Source organism: Rhizobium acaciae (genome assembly GCF_025941625.1).
In the GTDB taxonomy this organism is placed as follows: Bacteria; Pseudomonadota; Alphaproteobacteria; order Rhizobiales; family Rhizobiaceae; genus Rhizobium; species Rhizobium acaciae.
Genome location: NZ_JAPCZO010000029.1, coordinates 76,631 through 95,834, shown reverse-complemented (window position 1 = coordinate 95,834; position 19,204 = coordinate 76,631). Strand labels below are relative to the sequence as shown.

Sequence of the window (19,204 nt, the reverse complement as noted above, 5' to 3'; positions counted from 1 at the left end):
ATTGATATCGAGGTTTGCATGTCCTGGGGAGGAGCAGATGCGGAACGGCTATCATCAGGCCTATGCGGCCTGGAAACGCGATCCCGAAGCCTTCTGGCGCGAAGCGGCCAGTGACATCGACTGGTTCAAGCCGCCAGAGCGGATTTTTTCACCCAATGACGGTGTCTATGGCCGTTGGTACTCAGACGCGGAAACCAATACATGCCACAATTGCCTGGACCGGCATGTGGCTGCCGGCCGCGGCGGCGAGACAGCGGTCATCTTCGACAGCGCAATGAACGGCGAGAAGCGCCGTTTCACCTATGATGAAGTGCTTCGGGAGGTGATGGCCATCGCAGCAGCACTGGTCGAGCGCGGCATCGGCAAAGGCGATCGCGTCATCCTTTATATGCCGATGGTGCCGGAGGCGGTCTTTTCGATGCTCGCCTGCGCCCGCATCGGTGCGGTTCACTCCGTCGTTTTCGGCGGGTTCGCCGCCAGCGAACTTGCGGCGCGCATCGACGATTGCGGTGCGAAGCTGGTGATCACCGCGAGCTGCGGGCTCGAGCCTGGTCGCATCGTCGCCTACAAGCCACTGGTCGATCAGGCGATTGCGATCGCGCGTTCGAAGCCGGAGCGCTGTCTGGTGCTGCAGCGGCCGGAGCTACGGGCAGATCTCGTCAGCGGTCGAGATCAGGATTTCGAGGTGGCGGTGGCGCAGCATCGCGGCGATGAGATCGCCTGTGTCTCCGTCAAGGCGACCGATCCGCTCTACATCCTCTATACCTCGGGCACGACGGGCCAACCGAAGGGTGTCGTGCGCGACAATGGCGGCCATATGGTCGCGCTCAACTGGTCGATGCGGAATATCTACGGCTTGAAGCCGGGCGAGGTCTTCTGGACGGCTTCGGATATCGGCTGGGTCGTCGGGCATTCCTATATCGTCTATGCCCCGCTGCTATCAGGCGTAACCACTCTGATCTTCGAGGGAAAACCGGTCGGCACTCCGGATGCCGGCACATTCTGGCGCATCGTTTCGGAGTATAAGGTGCGGGTGCTGTTCACCGCCCCGACGGCATTCCGCGCCATCCGGCGGGAGGATGGTGACGGTGAACTGATGCGCCAATATCCCATGCCGGATTTGCGCGCACTGTTTCTAGCCGGCGAGAGAGCGGATCCGGAGACGTTGAAATGGGCCGAGCGCATGCTCGGCATACCTGTCATCGATCATTGGTGGCAGACGGAGACCGGCTGGCCGATCGCCGCAAATCCGCTCGGTCTCGGCGCCCTTCCCATCAAGCACGGGTCGCCGGCGCTGCCGATGCCCGGCTACGATATTGCGGTGCTGGACGATGCCGGTCATCCGATCGAGGCGGGAACACTCGGCAATATCGTCGTGAAGCTGCCCCTGCCGCCCGGCTGCCTGCCGACCCTCTGGAACGCCGACGAGCGTTTTCGCTCGGCCTATCTCGATGAGTTTCCCGGCTATTACAAGACGGCCGATGCCGGCTATGTCGATGAGGACGGCTATCTCTTCATCATGTCGCGCACCGACGACATCATCAATTGCGCCGGGCATCGGCTCTCGACAGGGGCGATGGAGGAGGTCTGTGCACGTCATCCCGATGTCGCAGAATGCGCAGTCATCGGCGTGATCGATGCACTGAAGGGTCAGGCGCCCTGCGGTTTCCTGGTGCTGAAACGACATGTTTCCCGTGACGTGACGGCGATCGAATCAGAGGTCGTGGCGATGATTCGTGATTCGATTGGGCCTGTCGCCGCCTTCAAGACGGCCATCACCGTTAACCGGTTGCCGAAGACACGCTCAGGCAAAATCCTGCGCGGCACGATGCAGAAGATTGCCGATGGCATACCCTGGAAAATGCCTGCAACCATCGATGATCCAACGATTTTAGAGGAAATTGCCGAGTCGCTGCGCGGACGCGGTTTTGGCTCCTTACCGATGTGAATTAGACTTTCGGTAAGCCTAATTTAAGAATTGTTAACCATGTTGTTGCAAGCATTTGTTAACGGCAATGGCTTGCATAGCAGGCTTTGCATGACGCGGTCGCCGTTACCGGCCTACTGCATAATTCTTTAAATCGGAATCGATTTAAGGACAAAATTATGCAGCAGCTGAAGTGCTACGGCGTCCTTTGCGCGTCTGAAAGACGGGCGGCGCTGTAGTCCGGATTGCCCCTTTCTCAACGATTGTGGAACGGATCATGACAAGCATCCTCACCAACAACGCTGCTATGGCAGCGCTGCAGACTTTGCGCGGCGTAAACGATAGCCTCAAGGACACCCAAGGTCGCGTTTCATCGGGCTATCGTGTGGAAAAAGCGGCCGACAACGCCGCTTACTGGTCGATTGCGACGACCATGCGGTCCGACAACATGGCGCTTTCCGCCGTCTCCGACGCGCTCGGGCTCGGCGCAGCGAAGGTCGATACCGCCTATTCAGCCATGGACAGTGCGCTCGATGTCGTCAGCGACATCAAGGCCAAGATCGTCGCTGCCACCGAAAAGGGCGTCGACAAGACGAAGATCCAGCAAGAACTCGACCAGCTGCAGGAGCAGCTGCTCAGCATCGCCCAATCGGCGTCCTTCTCCGGCGAAAACTGGGTTGCCGGCGCCTCCGGCACGAAGAGCGTCGTCTCGTCCTTCGTCCGCGACGGCAGCAATGCCGTCTCCGTCAAGATGACGGACTACGTGCTCGATTCGGGCTCGCTTGGAAACGTGCTTTTCGGCATGACGAGCACCGGTGCAATCGAGACGTCCAGCGGTATCATCGGCACGGCCTTCAACGGAACCTATGGGAGCACCGTCATCGTCATGGCGTCGATATATGATCTCGACATCACCGGTTTCACCCAGGGTCAGCTTGACGCAGCCCTGACCGGCGTCGAACTGGTTCTCGGCGCTATGACCGCCGCCGGCTCGGCATTGGGCTCGATCTCGACCCGTATCCAGCTGCAGGAAACATTCGTCAGCGGTCTGCACGATTCGATCGATTCCGGCGTCGGTCGCCTGGTCGATGCCGATATGGAAGAAGAATCGAGCAGGCTCTCGGCGTTGCAGACGCAGCAGCAGCTCGCCATCCAGTCGCTCTCGATCGCCAACAGTTCGGCGCAGAACATTCTCACCCTGTTCCGCAGCTAATCCGAAACAGGCCATCCGCAACAAAAAACCCCGCCGGTCAGCTCATACCGGCGGGGTTTTTTCATGAAATCACTGATACTTCAGTACTGATCGTCGTCCTCGTCCTTCGGCGCCGAGCGCAGCGAACTCAGCTTGCGGAAGACGGCATCGGCGTCGATTTCCTTTTCCTTTTCCTCCTCGCGCTCGTAGCTCGGGCTCAGGCGTTCGGTCTCCTGTGCCGATTGCAGCGTCGCGCCCAGCTCGGCAGCGGTCGGCAGCGGACGGCCCTTGGAGGCCTTTTCCACTTCCATGTCGAGATCGATCTGGCTGCAGAGGCCGAGTGTTACCGGATCCATCGGCGCCAGGTTGGCGGAGTTCCAGTGGGTGCGCTCGCGGATCTGCTCGATCGTCGATTTCGTTGTGCCGACCAGGCGGGAAATCTGCGCGTCCTTCAGCTCCGGATGGTTGCGAACCAGCCAGAGAATGGCGTTCGGGCGATCCTGACGCTTGGAAACCGGCGTATAACGCGGACCGCGGCGCTTGGATTCCGGCACCCGCACCTTCGGTTCGGAAAGCTTCAGCTTGTGGTTCGGATTGGCCTCGGCGCGGGCAATCTCGTCGCGGGAAAGCTGTCCTGTCGAGATCGGGTCGAGGCCCTTGATGCCTTGCGCCGCTTCGCCGTCGGCGATCGCCTTGACTTCGAGCGGATGCAGTTTGCAGAACTGCGCGATCTGATCGAAAGACAGTGCCGTATTGTCGACGAGCCAAATGGCGGTCGCCTTCGGCATGAGCAGTGTTTGAGCCATGGATATAGTCCTTCTATCGTCCGCGCCGGTCGCGGTCCGTGGATTGTCACCACAATGTCCGGGAAATATGGCGCTATATAACCGCACTGTCGCAGAATTGCAATTCTTCCGAAATGAAATGACCTTCGTCTAATTGCCGTGGCGGTGCGAACTGCTATGAATTGCCGTGATTTATGAATTGCCGTGATTTCAGTCCGGGCCACTACCTAGCTGACGCGGCCCGTCGCATATCCCATGAGGAGGAGTTGCATGTCGGAGAAGATCTATCCGGTCACGAAGCCGGTGAAGGCGCGCGCCCTGATCGATAAGGAAAAGTACCTGAAATGGTACGAGGAAAGCGTCGAGAACCCGGACAAGTTCTGGGGCAAGCACGGCAAGCGGATCGACTGGTTCAAGCCCTATACCAAGGTCAAGAACACTTCCTTTACCGGCAAGGTTTCGATCAAGTGGTTCGAGGACGGTCAGACAAACGTCTCCTATAATTGTATCGACCGCCATCTGAAAACCAATGGCGACCAGGTGGCGATCATCTGGGAGGGCGACAACCCCTATGTCGATAAGAAGGTCACCTATAACGAGCTCTACGAGTATGTCTGCCGGATGGCGAACGTCTTGAAGAAGCACGGCGTCAAGAAGGGCGATCGCGTCACCATCTACATGCCGATGATTCCAGAAGCCGCCTATGCGATGCTCGCCTGCGCCCGCATCGGCGCGGTGCATTCGGTCGTCTTCGGCGGTTTCTCGCCGGAGGCCCTGGCGGGGCGTATCGTCGACTGCGAATCCACCTTCGTCATTACCTGTGACGAAGGCGTGCGCGGCGGCAAGCCGGTGCCGCTGAAGGACAATACCGATACGGCGATCCATATCGCCGCTCGCCAGTATGTCAATGTCACCAAGGTGCTGGTCGTTCGCCGCACCGGCGGCAAGACCGGCTGGGCTCCCGGCCGCGATCTCTGGTATCACCAAGAAATTGCCACGGTGAAGGCGGAATGCCCGCCGGTGAAGATGAAGGCGGAAGATCCGCTCTTCATTCTTTATACGTCAGGCTCGACCGGCAAACCGAAGGGCGTGCTACACACGACCGCCGGTTATCTCGTCTATGCAGCGATGACGCATGAATATGTCTTCGATTATCACGACGGCGATGTCTACTGGTGTACGGCCGATGTCGGCTGGGTGACCGGCCATTCCTATATCGTCTACGGGCCGCTTGCGAACTGCGCGACGACGCTGATGTTCGAGGGCGTGCCGAATTTCCCGGATCAGGGCCGTTTCTGGGAAGTCATCGACAAGCACAAGGTCAACATCTTCTATACCGCGCCGACGGCGATCCGCTCGCTGATGGGTGCTGGTGACGACTTCGTCACTCGCGCCTCGCGCTCGTCGCTGCGCCTGCTCGGCACGGTCGGCGAGCCGATCAATCCAGAGGCCTGGGAATGGTATTACAATGTTGTCGGCGACAAGCGCTGCCCCGTCATTGATACGTGGTGGCAGACGGAAACCGGCGGCCATATGATCACGCCGCTGCCTGGCGCCACCGATCTGAAACCCGGTTCGGCGACGACCCCGTTCTTCGGCATCAAGCCGCAGCTGGTCGACAATGAGGGCAAGGTGCTGGAAGGCGCGGCCGATGGCAATCTCTGCATCACCGACAGCTGGCCGGGCCAGATGCGCACGGTCTATGGCGATCACGAGCGCTTCATCCAGACCTATTTCTCCACATACAAGGGCAAGTATTTCACCGGCGATGGCTGCCGGCGCGATGCTGACGGGTACTACTGGATCACCGGCCGCGTCGACGACGTGCTGAACGTCTCCGGCCACCGGCTCGGCACGGCGGAGGTGGAATCCGCCCTCGTCTCGCACAATCTGGTTTCGGAAGCCGCAGTCGTCGGTTACCCGCATCCGATCAAGGGCCAGGGCATTTATTGCTATGTGACGCTGATGTCCGGCCACGAGGGATCGGACACGCTTCGCCAGGAACTGGTGAAACATGTGCGGGCCGAAATCGGCCCGATCGCCGCACCCGACAAGATCCAGTTCGCGCCCGGCCTGCCGAAGACCCGCTCCGGCAAGATCATGCGCCGCATCCTGCGCAAGATCGCCGAAGACGATTTCGGTGCTCTCGGCGACACTTCGACCCTTGCCGATCCGGCAGTCGTCGACGATCTTATCGCCAACCGGCAGAACAAGGCGACCGCCTGATCGATCGAGCCGCTCCAGCCCGTTCGGAGTCTCCTGGGCGGCTCACTTTGCTTGCGCATTGTTGCTGCGTGGTTTGCGGCCTCCAGCATATCCAGGGGCGAAGCCCTGGAGAGAAGATTGCCGGCGAAGTCACGCCCGTCAGAATGCGGCCAAATACCTGTCGGCAAAATGTCGTTAGCCGGATTCTCGGCCTGATCTGCTCTCAGCGCATGGCGCGCATCCAGGCCTGCTTGCCGTCCCCGTACATGCGGGGGATCTATATCGCGCATGCGCACATACCTTCATCGTCTGCTGCGACCAGGGGAACCATAGGAATATTGGCTTAGAAATCGATCGCCCTGCCATTGATTTCGTAATCGCCGAAGCGCGCCGGCTCGGCTCCGCCGCGGCCGCCGATCTCCGGCGGCAGCTCCAGCGACTTCTGGTTCTTTCGCCGCTCTTCGGCTTCGGCAAGGGCGCGTCTGGCAGCCGGGGACAGCATCTTGCGCGGCGGCTCGGATCCCTCGGCCATCGGCGTTTCGCTGTTGTCGTTATCGGCGTCCTGCATGGGCCGTCTCCTGCCGGAAATATTGAAAATGGCTGATGAACAACCAAATTATAATGCGCCGGTGTCGGGATTGAAAGCTTGTGACGCCGAAATCGGAGATGGAGATCCGCAATGAACCTCGTTCGCACTGCCATGTTGCTTGCCTTCATGACGGCGCTTTTCATGTTTGTCGGCTTCCTGATCGGCGGTCGGGCCGGCATGATGATCGCATTCGTCATTGCCGCCGGCATGAATTTCTTCTCCTACTGGAATTCCGACCGGATGGTGCTGTCGGCCTATCGGGCGCAGCAGGTCGACGAGCGCAATGCGCCGGAATTCTTCCGGATCGTGCGCGATCTCGCCCGCAATGCCGGCTTGCCGATGCCGAAGGTCTATCTCTACGACAGCCCGCAGCCGAATGCCTTCGCCACCGGCCGCAATCCCGCCAATGCCGCCGTCGCCGCCTCGACCGGCCTGCTCAGCGCCTTGTCTGCCGAGGAGGTCGCAGGCGTGATGGCGCATGAACTGGCCCATATCCAGAACCGCGACACGCTGACGATGACGATCACGGCAACGCTTGCCGGCGCGATCTCTATGCTCGGCAACTTCGCCTTCTTCTTCGGCGGCAATCGTGACAACAACAGCAATCCCCTCGGCTTCGTCGGCGTCATCGTCGGGATGATCGTGGCACCGCTCGCCGCCATGCTGGTGCAGATGGCGATCAGCCGCACGCGCGAATATTCAGCCGACCGCCGCGGCGCCGAGATCTGCGGCAATCCTCTCTGGCTCGCTTCGGCACTCGGCAAGATCGCGCGCGGTGCTGCCCACGTGCCGAACGCAGATGCCGAGCGCAACCCGGCGACAGCGCATATGTTCATCATCAATCCGCTCTCCGGCGAGCGCATGGACAACCTGTTTTCCACGCATCCGAACACGGAAAACCGCATCGCCGCGCTGCACGACATGGCGCAAAGCGGCATGAATGTCTCGACGTCGCCAGCTCGTGCTGCTAATCCGTCGCGCAAATCGCGCTCTGTTCCGGATACGGGTCTTGGTCGCGGTGGTTCGCAACCGCCAAAAGGTCCGTGGTCTTGAATTCAGACGGCACGAAGAAGCCATTCCGCAAGCATAGGCCCTCCACCGAGCGATCTGCTCCGGCAAAGCCCGGCCTGCAGGCCCGGGCCGCGGCGGCAAAAATTCTTGCTGCCGTCGTCGACCGCAAACTGCCGCTCGACGGCGCTCTCGATCATGAACACGGCAATCCGGCCTATAGGGCGCTCGGCGAAAGCGACCGGGCGCTCGTCCGCGCCATCCTGAACGCGACGCTGCGCCATCTGCCGCGCATCGATGCCGCGATTGCCGGGCTGCTGGATTCGCCGCTGCCGGAGGGCGCAAGGGCGCTGCATCACGTGCTCGCAATCGGGGCAGCACAGATCCTCTATCTCGACGTGCCGGATCATTCGGCCGTCGATCTCGCCGTCGAGCAGGCCAATCAGGATCCGCGCAATCGTCGTTTTGCCAAGCTGGTCAATGCCATCCTCCGCCGGCTCGGCCGCGAGAAGGAGCAGGTGCTTACCGACATCGGCAAGGTCTCGCCGATGCCGGCCTGGTTCATCGCCAGGCTGGAAAAGGCCTATGGCCGGGACGCGGCGCTGGCGATTTCGGAATCCCAGCTCGAACCGGCGGCAATCGATCTGACCGTCAAGTCCGATCCCGAAGGCTGGGCGAAGCGGCTGAACGGCGTTGTTTTGCCCACGGGCGGTATTCGTCTCGCCGCCTTTGACGGCGGCATCCCCTCGCTCGAGGGCTTCGACGAGGGCGCGTGGTGGGTGCAGGATGCGGCGGCAAGCATACCGGCCAAGCTTTTCGGCGATCTCTCAGGCAGACGCACCGCCGATCTCTGTGCCGCGCCCGGCGGCAAGACGGCGCAGCTCATCCTTGCCGGCGGCGCAGTCACCGCACTCGACCAGTCGGAGAATCGGCTGAGACGGCTGCGGTCGAATCTCGACCGGCTCGGCCTCAAGGCGGAGACGATTGCGGCAGATCTGACGACATTCGGGCCGACGGAGCGTTTCGATGCGATCCTGCTCGATGCTCCTTGCTCTTCTACCGGCACGACACGCCGGCACCCTGACGTGTTGTGGACCAAGGGGCCTGAGGATATCGCCAGGCTGGCGGCGCTGCAGGAACGGCTGCTGCGTCATGCGCTGACATTGCTGAAGCCGGGCGGCACGCTGGTTTTTTCGAATTGTTCGCTCGATCCTGTCGAGGGTGAGGACGTCGTCGCCCGTGTTCTTTCCGATACGGATGCGGTCGAACGCGTTCCGATCGGCGCCGGTGACTGGCCAGGCCTTGAGGCGGCGATCACGCCACTCGGCGAGTTCCGCACACTTCCCACCATGCTGAAAATGCCTGACGGCATCGGCTCCGGCCTCGACGGCTTTTATGCGGCGGTGCTGCGGCGCCTGGCCTGATTGCAAGGCGTGAGCGCTCGCGGCGCGCCTTGATTATACGAGGTGCTTCATAGCCTCGTGTCACGCATGCCGTTCTCCAAAGCCGCCGGCATGATTTCAGGTGAAACGCGTTAATTTGCGTATATTCGAACCTTGTCACGAATTAATTCATTGTGGACGATGAAATCGGCCGCTTTTCACCTATTCTTAACCACGAGGGTCAATAGACAATAGAATATGCAGTCCGGTCGGCGTTTTGCGAGCATGTATGTTCGGGAGGCTTGGCGGCGCGCCTTGCGCCGCGTCGCGTTGCTGCGCCTGAAACTCTTTCGTCATTCGATCAAAGTGCCCGAGCGTCTGATCGTCGCGCCGACCGATCTGCGCAGCATCGATCCGCATGTGGCCGACGAGATCCTCAACGGACGGTTTCTCCTGGCCGGGCGCATGCTGGAAACCAACGAAAAGTCGCCCTTCACCTTCACCCTGCCCTCACGGCCCTTCGCGATCCGTCTTCACAGCTTCGGCTGGCTGCGGCATATGCGGGCGAACAAGACGGAGCGCAGTTCGGCTGCCGCCCGCGCGATCGTCGACAGCTGGCTTTCCATCCATGCCGGTCGAATGGAGGGGATTGCCTGGGAAACCGACGTCACCGCCCAACGCGTTATCGCCTGGCTGTCGCATTCGCCGGTGGTACTGCAGAATGCCGACCGCGGCTTTTATCGCCGCTTCATGAAGTCGCTGGCGTTCCAGGTACGGTTCCTGCATCGGATGGCGCCGTTTACTCTCGGCGGCCTGGAGCTGTTTCGGCTGCGCATCGCGCTGGCCATGGCCTCCGTCGCCATGCCGGCGCGCGCCTCTACGCTCAGAAGGGCGGCGCAGGCGCTCGATCGCGAATTCGATAGCCAGATTCTCCCGGATGGCGGCCATGTGTCGCGCAATCCGCGCGTCGGGCTGGAATTGCTGCTCGATCTGCTGCCGCTCAGGCAGACCTATGTCAATCTCGGTCATGAGCTGCCGCAGAAGCTGATCTCCGGCATAGACCGCATCTATCCGGCATTGCGGTTCTTTCGCCATCAGGACGGGGACCTGGCGCTCTTCAACGGGGCGACATCGACGCTTGCAAACGAGCTGATGTCCGTGCTGCGATATGACGAGACAGCCGGTCAGCCGTTCAAGGCTTTACCGCATTCGCGTTATCAGCGGCTTTCGGGGGGCAAGACGGTGATCATAGCAGATACCGGCACGCCGCCTTCGGGCGGCGCGCTTCGGACTGCGCATGCGGGCAGCCTCTCCTTCGAGATGTCGTCCGGTCGCCATCGCTTCATCGTCAATTCCGGTTCGCCGAAATTTGCCGGGCACCGCTATGTCCAGATGGCGCGCACAACGGCGGCGCATTCGACCGTTATCCTCAACGACACCTCGTCCAGCCGTTTTTCGCCCTCGCCCTTCCTGAACCACGCAATCACCGAACCGGTGAGGACAATTACTGTCGAGCGTGCCGAAACGGAGGACGGACGCGACGGCATCAAGCTCAGCCATGACGGTTATCTCAGGGTGTTCGGGGTGCTGCACGAGCGTGAGCTGACACTCAATGCCGCAGGTTCGATCGTGACCGGCTGCGACCGGCTCGTCGTCCGCGAAGGATATGAGAGTGACGAGCCGCTGAAGGCCGTCGCCCGTTTTCATATCCATCCTTCGATCGTCCTGCATCAGAGTGATGGTGAGTCCGTGCTGCTGACGGCGCCGGACGGCGAAAGCTGGCTGTTTTCCGCGCCCGGCAATGAAGTGCTGATTGCCGAGGACATTTTCTTTGCCGACAGCTCCGGCATCTGCGGCTCGGACCAGATCGAGATCGATTTCGATCTTGCCGAGAAGACGGAAATCCGCTGGTTTTTGTCCCGCAAAGGCTAGAAGCGGATGAATTTGAGCCGAGCGGCCTAAGATCGGGATCGCATCCACAGCAAGGAAGAGAGTACGATGCCGTCCAAAAATGGCTCGTGCTTTTTGGCGTCATGCGCTGACGCCTGTTTGCGCGGCGGCAAAGCTGTGCTAACGCGGCGCCAGCATGCGAACATCCCTTGCGGATGTCCTCCCGAAGCCCGAACGGAGAAGGTTTCATGGCCGTCATTTCCAAGAAGATCCCCGCCCCCGACAAGGTCGAAATCAAGACCGCGCTCATCTCCGTCTTCGACAAGACCGGGATCGTCGACCTCGCCCACGCCTTGTCTGCCAGAGGTGTGCGCCTGCTTTCGACCGGCGGCACGTTTAAAGCGATCACCGCTGCCGGTCTTGCCGTCACCGATGTTTCCGAAATCACCGGTTTTCCGGAGATCATGGATGGACGTGTGAAGACGCTGCATCCGACGGTGCATGGCGGCCTGCTGGCGATCCGTGACGACAGCGAACACCAGGAAGCGATGAAAACACACGGCATCGAGGGTATCGACCTCGCCGTCATCAACCTCTATCCCTTCGAGGAGGTGCGCGCGGCCGGCGGCGACTATCCGACGACCGTCGAGAATATCGATATCGGCGGTCCGGCGATGATCCGCGCATCGGCCAAGAACCATGCCTATGTGACGACCCTGACCGATCCGGCCGATTATGCCGAGCTGCTGGAGCAGCTTTCCGCAGATGACGGCAAGACCGCCTATGCCTTCCGCCAGCGCATGGCCGCCAAGGCCTATGCCCGCACCGCCGCCTATGATGCAATGATCTCTAACTGGTTCGCCGAGGCGCTATCGATTGACACGCCGCGCCACCGGGTCATCGGCGGTGCGCTGAAGGAAGAGATGCGTTACGGCGAAAACCCGCACCAGAAGGCCGCCTTCTATGTGACCGGCGAGAAGCGTCCGGGTGTTTCGACGGCCGCTCTTCTCCAGGGCAAGCAGCTCTCCTACAACAATATCAACGATACCGATGCGGCCTACGAGCTCGTCGCCGAGTTCCTGCCGGAGAAGGCGCCGGCCTGCGCGATCATCAAGCACGCCAATCCCTGCGGCGTCGCCACCGGATCGAGTCTGGTCGAGGCCTATCGGCGGGCGCTCGCCTGCGATTCCGTTTCTGCCTTCGGCGGCATCATCGCGCTCAACCAGACGCTGGATGCCGAAACGGCCGAAGAGATCGTCAAGCTCTTCACCGAAGTGATTATCGCGCCGGATGTCACGGAGGAGGCGAAGGCGATCGTCGCCCGCAAACCGAACCTACGATTGTTGTCTGCCGGTGGCCTGCCCGATCCGCGTGCCGCGGGCCTGACGGCAAAGACCGTTTCCGGCGGCCTGCTCGTCCAGAGCCGCGACAACGGCATGGTCGAGGATCTCGAGCTCAAGGTCGTGACCAAACGTGCGCCGACGGCGCAGGAACTGGATGACATGAAGTTCGCCTTCAAGGTCGGCAAACATGTGAAATCGAATGCCGTGGTCTATGCCAAGGACGGACAGACCGCCGGTATCGGCGCCGGCCAGATGAGCCGCGTCGATTCCGCCCGCATCGCTGCGCTGAAAGCCGAAGAGGCCGCCAAGGCGCTCGGCCTCGCAGTGCCGATGACGCATGGCTCGGCGGTCGCCTCCGAGGCTTTCCTGCCTTTTGCCGACGGTCTTCTGTCGATGATCGCCGCAGGGGCGATGGCGGTTATTCAGCCGGGCGGCTCGATGCGCGACCAGGAAGTCATCGATGCCGCCAACGAACACGGCGTCGCAATGGTCTTTACCGGCATGCGCCATTTCCGGCATTGATCGGGTGCCGGCGGTGGCCGGCGCTCTTCCTCGAGGTTCGTCCCTATGCGCGATCGGCCGGATAGGGCGTGCGGATCAGGAGTATCAACCCGCCGGCGAGGAACAGGATCAGCGTTGCCATTCCAAGCCGCGGTGATCCGCTCATATAGGTCACCAGCGAGAAGAGCAGCGTCGCCATGAAGCTGGTGGCGCGCCCCGAAAGCGCGTAGATGCCGAAGTAGCGGCCGGCTTCCTCGATGTTGACGCTGCGGGCGAGATAGGAGCGTGACGAGGCCTGCACCGGCCCGAAGGCGAGCCCGATCAGCAGGCCATAAAGGATATAGGCCTTTTCCGCCACCGTGCCGAAGAGGCCGCCGGAATCGGCTGTCGGCAGCGGCATTAATCCGAACAGGGTGTAGCCCGGTCCTGTCGAAATGATGCCTATGGTGGCGAGAAGCAGCATCGTGAGGCTGATGACGACGGTCACCTTCGAACCGACGCCCTTGTCGATGCGGCCGGCGATCAGGCAGCCGAAGATCGCAATGACATTCAGGATGATGCCGTAGATACCGATCTCGATCGTCGCCCAGCCGAACATGCCGGCCGCGAAGATACCGCCCAGGATCAGCAGGCCGTTGACGCCGTCCTGATAGATCATGCGGGCGATGAGGAATGTCAGGATGCCGCGGCGCTCTCTGAGTTCGCCAAGCGTGTTTTTGAGTTCCCGCAAGCCGGAGCGCACCGCGGCGCCGAAGGGAAGACCCTTGCCGACATCGGGCGTGAAGAAGAACATCGGCAGGATAAAGATCAGATACCAGACGGCCGAGATCGGCCCGGTGATGCGTGCATCCTGGCCGGTCGCAGGATCGAGGCCGAACAGGGGATCGAGGCCGAGGACGGTCTTGCCGCTCTCAGGGCTCGCGGCCAAAAGCGTCACGACGGCAATGAGCACGATGATGCCGCCGAGGTAACCGAGCCCCCAGGCGGTGTTGGAGAGCTTGCCGACCTCGTGCTTGCCGACCAGGCGCGGCATCATCGAATCATTGAAGACGATCGAAAACTCGGCCGAGATCGAGGCGAGGATCATGAAAATGACGGGATAGACAACAGGTGAACCGGGGGCGGCAAACCACAGGCAGGAGAGGCTGGCGATCTTGATGATTGCGAAGAAGCCGATCCAGGGTTTGCGTGCGCCGGATTGGTCGGCGATCGAGCCGAGAACGGGTGAGAGCAGGGCGATAATCACCGAGGAGATCGTCGCCATGTTGCTCCACGTCGTCTGCGCGGAAACCGGGTCATCGGTCAGGCGGGAAACGAAATAGGGTCCGAAGATAAAGGTTGTGACGACGGTAAAGAAGGGCTGTGCTGCCCAGTCGAAGAACATCCACCCCCAGATGCCCTTCTCCGTGGCCTTCGGCGGTCGCGTTCCTGTCCAGTCAATGCGATTCAACATCCGCTCCTTGTTTTGACGCGGACTGTCTCACCTCGCCCGGTCGCGCGCAAGATCGGTCAGGATACCTGCAGCAACGGTAATACGCGCGAGATTGGGATCGCCACCATCGCTGAGGCTTGAAAGCTCCTCGAGGATACGGTTGATGCGGATACGATCCTGTGCATGCCAGGCTTGAACGGGCAGCTTTTCCTTGCCGTGATCGGAAAGGGCCGAGATGACGATGTCGCGCCTTGCGCTGGCAATCTGGTCGATGCTGCGGGCAAGCGCCAGATTCTCGTAATGGTCTGAGGTGAGGATCCGCCCTCCCGCCGCCAGCAGCCTGCCGATACGGAAGGTCTGCGACACGGCGATGTAGTTCTCGGCGGCGCGTACCAGGGGTTCGCCGGTGCGCTCGGCGATCTGCATGATCTCCGGCACCAGTGCGAAGATCGGGAGGCTGGCGATGTCGGCGGCGAGTTTTTCGGGCAGGCCCGCCTGGCTGTACTCCGCCTGGCGCACGGCGACCTCGCCGGCCACCTGTCCGGCGAAGGCGGTTTTCAGCTTCTTCAGGGCTGCCTGAAGCCGGCTAATCACTTCCACCATATCGGCCTTGGTCATGCCTGTTTTCAGCAGCAGGCGCGTCAGCACGATAAAGCTGTGGCTGATCTCCTCGTAGATGCGGTTCTGCAGATCGCCTGATATCTTGCCGTCCAGGGCGTCCGTCTCGGCCCACAGGCGGGTCAGGTCGAAACCGTCTCTCGCGACGATTGCGGCGCGCACCACTTCCGGTGCCGACGCCGCCGTCGCGTCCATCATGGCGACGGTGAAGCTCGGCCCGCCACGATTGATCGCTTCGTTGGCAAGCACGGTCGCAACGATTTCGCGCTTCAGGCGGTGGCCGGCGATATCGCCGGCGTTCGACTTCTGCATCTTCACGGGGAAGTAATTCAAAAGCGTTGCGATGAAATAGGGATCATCAGGCAGGTCGCTTGCGGCCAGTGCATCGAAGAGCACGATTTTGGCATAAGACACCAGCACGCCGATTTCCGGCCGCGTCAACGGCTTGCCGGCCGCATAGCGTTCGGCCAGGGTCTGGTCGTCCGGCAGCGTCTCGACCTTGCGGTTCAGCTGGCCGGCGCCCTCGAGCACGCTCATGAAGCGGCCAAGCTCCAGGCCATTTGCCGTCCCCTTGCGTTCCGTCAGTGAGATTGCCAGCGACTGCAGGTAGTTGTTGCGCAGAACCAGGGTCGCCACTTCGCTGGTCATCGAAGAAAGAAGCTGATCGCGTTTTACGCGCGTCAGGCGCCCGTCATGCATGGCGGCTGCCAGCGCGATCTTGATATTGACCTCGACGTCCGAGGTATTGACGCCGGCCGAGTTGTCGATGGCGTCGGAGTTGCAGCGCCCACCCTTCAGACCGTAGGCGATGCGGCCCTTCTGGGTGACGCCGAGGTTTGCGCCCTCGCCGATCACCTTGGCGCGCACCTCCGCCGCCGTGATGCGGATCGGGTCGTTGGCGCGGTCGCCGACTTCGGTGTCTGTTTCGGACGAGGCTTTCACATAGGTGCCGATGCCGCCGAACCAGAGCAGGTCGACCGGGCTCTTCAGGATCGCCGTCATGATCTCGAAGGGCGTCGCCACGGCCTTGTCGATGCCGATCGCGGCAACCGCTTCCGGCGTCAGCGTCACCGATTTCGCCGAGCGGGAAATGATCATCGCGCCCTTCGACAGCACGCCTTTGTCGAAGTCCTGCCAGCTCGAACGCGGCAGGTCGAAGAGTCGCTGGCGTTCGGTCAGCGTCTTTTCCATATCGGGATCGGGATCGATGACGATGTCGCGGTGATCGAAGGCGGCAATGAGCCGGATCTTGGGAGAAAGCAGCATGCCGTTGCCGAAGACATCGCCCGACATATCGCCGACGCCGGCGACGGTGAAGGGCGTCGTCTGGATATCGATGTCCATCTCACGGAAATGGCGTTTTACTGTTTCCCAGGCGCCGCGGGCGGTGATGCCCATCTTCTTATGGTCGTAGCCGGCCGAGCCGCCGGACGCGAAGGCGTCGTCCAGCCAGAAGCCGGCTTCCTGCGCCAGCGCGTTGGCGGTATCGGAAAAGGTCGCCGTGCCCTTGTCGGCGGCGACGACGAAATAGGGATCGTCGCCATCGAGCCTGACCGTGTCCTTCGGCGGGACGATGTCGGCGCCCGATATATTGTCGGTGATCGAAAGCAGCGTTCGGATATAGGTTTTGTAAGCCTCGCGACCGGCATTGAAGGTCTCGTCGCGGCTGCCGCTGACAGGAAGCTTCTTCGGATAGAAGCCGCCTTTGGCGCCGACCGGCACGATGACCGCGTTCTTCACCTGCTGGGCCTTGACGAGGCCGAGCACTTCGGTGCGGTAATCCTCGGCGCGGTCCGACCAGCGCAGGCCGCCGCGCGCCACCTTGCCGAAGCGCAGGTGCACGCCCTCGACTTCGACGCCGTAGACGAACATCTCGCGGAAGGGCTTCGGCTCCGGCAGACCGTCGACCAAGTGCGGATCAAGCTTGAAGGCCAGCATCGGCTTCGGCGAGCCGTCCGGGTTCTTCTGGAAATAATTGGTGCGCAGGGTCGCATCGACGATATTGACGTAGCGGCGCAGGATACGGTCGTCGTCGAGGCTCGGCACGTTGGCAAGTTCAGTCTCGATCGCCTGGTGCAGTTCGGCAAGCTTCTTGACGCGAGCTTTCTCGGAAAGCCTGGTGTCGAGCGTGTCATGGAAGAGACGGAAGATGGCGGCGGCAACACCGGGATATTTGTCGAGCGTCGTCGCAATATAATCCTGCGAATAGGGGATGCCGGCCTGGCGGAGATAACGCGCATAGGCGCGCAACACGTTCGTCTCGCGCGCCGAGAGCCCGGCCGAAAGGATCAGCCGGTTGAAGCTGTCATTGTCGATCGTGCCGGCGAAAGCGGCGACGAAGCCTTCCTCGAGGGCGGCGCCGTAACGCTGCAGATCGATCTCGCCGCCATTGCGGGCCTCGAGCTCCATATCGTGCAGCACGACGAGTTTCTTTTCTCCATCGGCGACCGGCACACCGATATCGAAGGTGCGTTCACTGACGACGTTGAAGCCGAGATTCTCGAGAAGCGGCACGCGGCGCGACAGCGCCAGCTGGCCGTCGGCGTGGAAGATCTTCAAGGAAAGGATGCGGCCCTGTTCTTCTTCCTGACGGTGGTAAAACTGTATGCGTAGCGGTTCGCCGGCGGCGCAGGCACCGATATCGGCGAGGTCGGCCACGGTTTCCTCCGGCGTGAAAGAATCCTGGAAGGCTTGGTCGACGGATATCTTCGGCGCCTTGACGCCTGCCAGCGCCTCGAAACGGTCGTCCCAACGGGCGGTGATCTCGCGGATCACCTGCTCGAGCTTTGCTTGTGGAATGCGTGGCGTCTTGCCGCCGGAGCGGCCGATGATGAAATGCACGCGCGCCACGCCGCCTTCCGGGAAAGCCGGGTAATAGGCGGAGACTCGGCCATCATAGACGGTCTTCAGATAGGTGCCGATCCGCTCTCGGACGATCGAGTCGTATTCCTCGCGCGGCACGTAGACGATCACTGAGACGAAGCGGTCGAAATGGTCGATGCGCGGCAGGACGCGCACGCGCGGCCGATCGCCCAAGTCGTTGATTTGTTCGGCGAAATTTGCAAGCAGCGTCGTGTCGATCTGGAAAAGGTCGTCGCGCGGATAGGATTCCAGCGTATTGTCGAGCATGCGGCCGGAATGGCTCATCGGGTCGAAGCCGAAATGCTCCTTCACCTTCTCGATCTTGGAACGCAGCAGCGGGATTTCCGAGGCGAGCGAGGTATAGGCCGTCGAGGTGAAAAGACCGACGATGCGCAGTTCGCCGGTGACGTTGCCGTCGGCGTCGAAGCGCTTGACGCCGACATAATCCATATAGGCCCGGCGATGGACGATCGATTTCACATTCGCCTTGGTGACGATCAGGAAGTCGGGGCCGTCGAGGAAGGCAAGGATCTCAGGTGTCGTCGTCACCGCATCCTTGCCGGTGCGCAGCACGAGAACATCGGGATTGGAAAGAATGCCGAGGCCAGCACCCTTGTCGCGTTCGACTTTGGCTTCGGTCCCTTTGCCGGAATAGACATATTCCCGCATGCCGAGGAAAGTGAAATTCTCATCGCGCAGCCAGGTCAGGAAAGCGACGGCTTCGTCGCGATCGGCCTTCTTCCGGCTGGCGCCATTGGCCGCAAGCTCTGCGATCACTCCGTCGATCTTGGAAAGCATCGGCTTCCAATCGGACACCGAGAGGCGGACCTGTTCGAGCACTTTTTCGATGCGTTTGACGAGATCGGCGGCCTGGGTGGAATTGAGCGGCGCAATATGAAGCTGGATATGGCTGACGCGGTTGGCCGGATCGCTCGGGTGATCGGCGGAATAAAGCGCCGGCGCCTTGCCCTTTTCCATGACCAGGATGGGATGCACGGCCATGAACAGGTCGCGATAGGTGCTCGTCACTTCGCCCATGACCGATTCAAACAGAAAAGGCATGTTCCGGTCGGTGACTGAAAGCACCGAGACGGCGATGCCATCAGGCGTCACATCGGTAATCGTGTCGATGCCGACGCGGGGCGCCTTGCCGTTCCAGGCGGCGAGTTCCTTTGCCGAATGCACCGCGGAGAGCGCCAGCATTTCCGGCGTATAGAGGTCGAGATCGTCATTGCTTGCCCGGCCGAAGAGAATTTCCGGATCGAGATGCGTCTCGCCCGTCGCCTTGGCGATCTTGCGCGCGCTTTCGATCTGCTTTTCCCGTTTCGGATTGTTTCTGGCAGCCATGGATCGCCTCCCTCAATGTCTGATTTTTCGCAAGCTAGCAGAAGATTCTTCGAAAAAATCTCGAAAAGAGAGGTCCGAAGGATTGTTTTGACGCTTTTTTGGCGCTGGAAACGAGAAATCGTA

The 19,204-nt window shown here is 61.2% G+C and carries 11 protein-coding genes; 7 read left to right on the top strand and 4 right to left on the bottom strand.

Annotated elements, in window-relative coordinates; translation table 11 throughout:
* Positions 1-37: 37 nt before the first annotated feature.
* Both OLZ32_RS33420 and OLZ32_RS33415 read left to right on the top strand, forming a co-directional pair.
* Positions 38-1,948, top strand: a complete 1,911-nt coding sequence (locus tag OLZ32_RS33420) for a propionyl-CoA synthetase (protein ID WP_026160060.1) — start codon at positions 38-40, stop codon at positions 1,946-1,948.
* A 256-nt stretch (positions 1,949-2,204) separates the two neighbouring features.
* Positions 2,205-3,140: a flagellin N-terminal helical domain-containing protein gene (locus tag OLZ32_RS33415; RefSeq protein ID WP_003544024.1), complete on the top strand. Its 936-nt coding sequence runs from the start codon at positions 2,205-2,207 to the stop codon at positions 3,138-3,140.
* A gap of 80 nt (positions 3,141-3,220) precedes the next feature.
* Here OLZ32_RS33415 and OLZ32_RS33410 read toward each other — a convergent pair whose 3' ends face one another.
* Positions 3,221-3,925, bottom strand: a complete 705-nt coding sequence (locus OLZ32_RS33410) for a DUF1013 domain-containing protein (RefSeq protein ID WP_003544022.1) — start codon at positions 3,923-3,925, stop codon at positions 3,221-3,223.
* A 249-nt stretch (positions 3,926-4,174) separates the two neighbouring features.
* Here OLZ32_RS33410 and acs point away from each other — a divergent pair, with 249 nt between their 5' ends.
* Entirely contained in the window at positions 4,175-6,130 is a 1,956-nt protein-coding gene (gene acs, locus OLZ32_RS33405; protein WP_003544020.1) for an acetate--CoA ligase, read from the top strand.
* Positions 6,131-6,452: 322 nt separating this feature from the next.
* Here acs and OLZ32_RS33400 read toward each other — a convergent pair whose 3' ends face one another.
* Positions 6,453-6,677 carry a DUF1674 domain-containing protein gene (locus OLZ32_RS33400; protein ID WP_003544018.1) on the bottom strand — a complete coding sequence of 75 codons (225 nt, stop codon included), beginning with the start codon at positions 6,675-6,677 and terminating at the stop codon, positions 6,453-6,455.
* 111 nt (positions 6,678-6,788) lie between these two features.
* Between OLZ32_RS33400 and htpX the strand changes: the two genes are divergently transcribed.
* The 4 genes from htpX to purH all read left to right on the top strand — a co-directional run bounded on the left by htpX (position 6,789) and on the right by purH (position 12,843).
* Positions 6,789-7,751 carry a zinc metalloprotease HtpX gene (gene htpX, locus OLZ32_RS33395; RefSeq protein WP_264424589.1) on the top strand — a complete coding sequence of 321 codons (963 nt, stop codon included), beginning with the start codon at positions 6,789-6,791 and terminating at the stop codon, positions 7,749-7,751.
* Positions 7,742-9,130, top strand: a complete 1,389-nt coding sequence (locus OLZ32_RS33390) for an RsmB/NOP family class I SAM-dependent RNA methyltransferase (protein ID WP_264424587.1) — start codon at positions 7,742-7,744, stop codon at positions 9,128-9,130. The genes htpX and OLZ32_RS33390 overlap by 10 nt, the downstream gene beginning before the upstream one ends.
* A 216-nt stretch (positions 9,131-9,346) precedes the next feature.
* Positions 9,347-11,020 (top strand): heparinase II/III family protein, encoded by a 1,674-nt coding sequence (locus OLZ32_RS33385; protein WP_032987346.1) that lies wholly within the window; start codon positions 9,347-9,349, stop codon positions 11,018-11,020.
* A 206-nt stretch (positions 11,021-11,226) separates the two neighbouring features.
* Positions 11,227-12,843 (top strand): bifunctional phosphoribosylaminoimidazolecarboxamide formyltransferase/IMP cyclohydrolase, encoded by a 1,617-nt coding sequence (gene purH, locus OLZ32_RS33380; protein WP_264424585.1) that lies wholly within the window; start codon positions 11,227-11,229, stop codon positions 12,841-12,843.
* Positions 12,844-12,886: 43 nt separating this feature from the next.
* On the opposite strand, the gene OLZ32_RS33375 is transcribed toward purH, so the two are convergent.
* Positions 12,887-14,275, bottom strand: coding sequence for an MFS transporter (locus OLZ32_RS33375; protein WP_017989848.1), 1,389 nt, complete (start codon positions 14,273-14,275; stop codon positions 12,887-12,889).
* A gap of 27 nt (positions 14,276-14,302) precedes the next feature.
* Positions 14,303-19,081, bottom strand: coding sequence for an NAD-glutamate dehydrogenase (locus OLZ32_RS33370; RefSeq protein WP_264424583.1), 4,779 nt, complete (start codon positions 19,079-19,081; stop codon positions 14,303-14,305).
* Positions 19,082-19,204: the final 123 nt, after the last annotated feature.

Bases quoted from the DNA above. Each gene is read 5' to 3' on its own strand.
- OLZ32_RS33420 (WP_026160060.1), top strand. From the start codon at position 38: ATGCGGAACGGCTATCATCAGGCCTATGCGGCCTGGAAACGCGATCCC.
- OLZ32_RS33415 (WP_003544024.1), top strand. From the start codon at position 2,205: ATGACAAGCATCCTCACCAACAACGCTGCTATGGCAGCGCTGCAGACT.
- OLZ32_RS33410 (WP_003544022.1), bottom strand. From the start codon at position 3,925: ATGGCTCAAACACTGCTCATGCCGAAGGCGACCGCCATTTGGCTCGTC.
- acs (WP_003544020.1), top strand. From the start codon at position 4,175: ATGTCGGAGAAGATCTATCCGGTCACGAAGCCGGTGAAGGCGCGCGCC.
- OLZ32_RS33400 (WP_003544018.1), bottom strand. From the start codon at position 6,677: ATGCAGGACGCCGATAACGACAACAGCGAAACGCCGATGGCCGAGGGA.
- htpX (WP_264424589.1), top strand. From the start codon at position 6,789: ATGAACCTCGTTCGCACTGCCATGTTGCTTGCCTTCATGACGGCGCTT.
- OLZ32_RS33385 (WP_032987346.1), top strand. From the start codon at position 9,347: ATGCAGTCCGGTCGGCGTTTTGCGAGCATGTATGTTCGGGAGGCTTGG.
- purH (WP_264424585.1), top strand. From the start codon at position 11,227: ATGGCCGTCATTTCCAAGAAGATCCCCGCCCCCGACAAGGTCGAAATC.
- OLZ32_RS33375 (WP_017989848.1), bottom strand. From the start codon at position 14,275: ATGTTGAATCGCATTGACTGGACAGGAACGCGACCGCCGAAGGCCACG.
- OLZ32_RS33370 (WP_264424583.1), bottom strand. From the start codon at position 19,081: ATGGCTGCCAGAAACAATCCGAAACGGGAAAAGCAGATCGAAAGCGCG.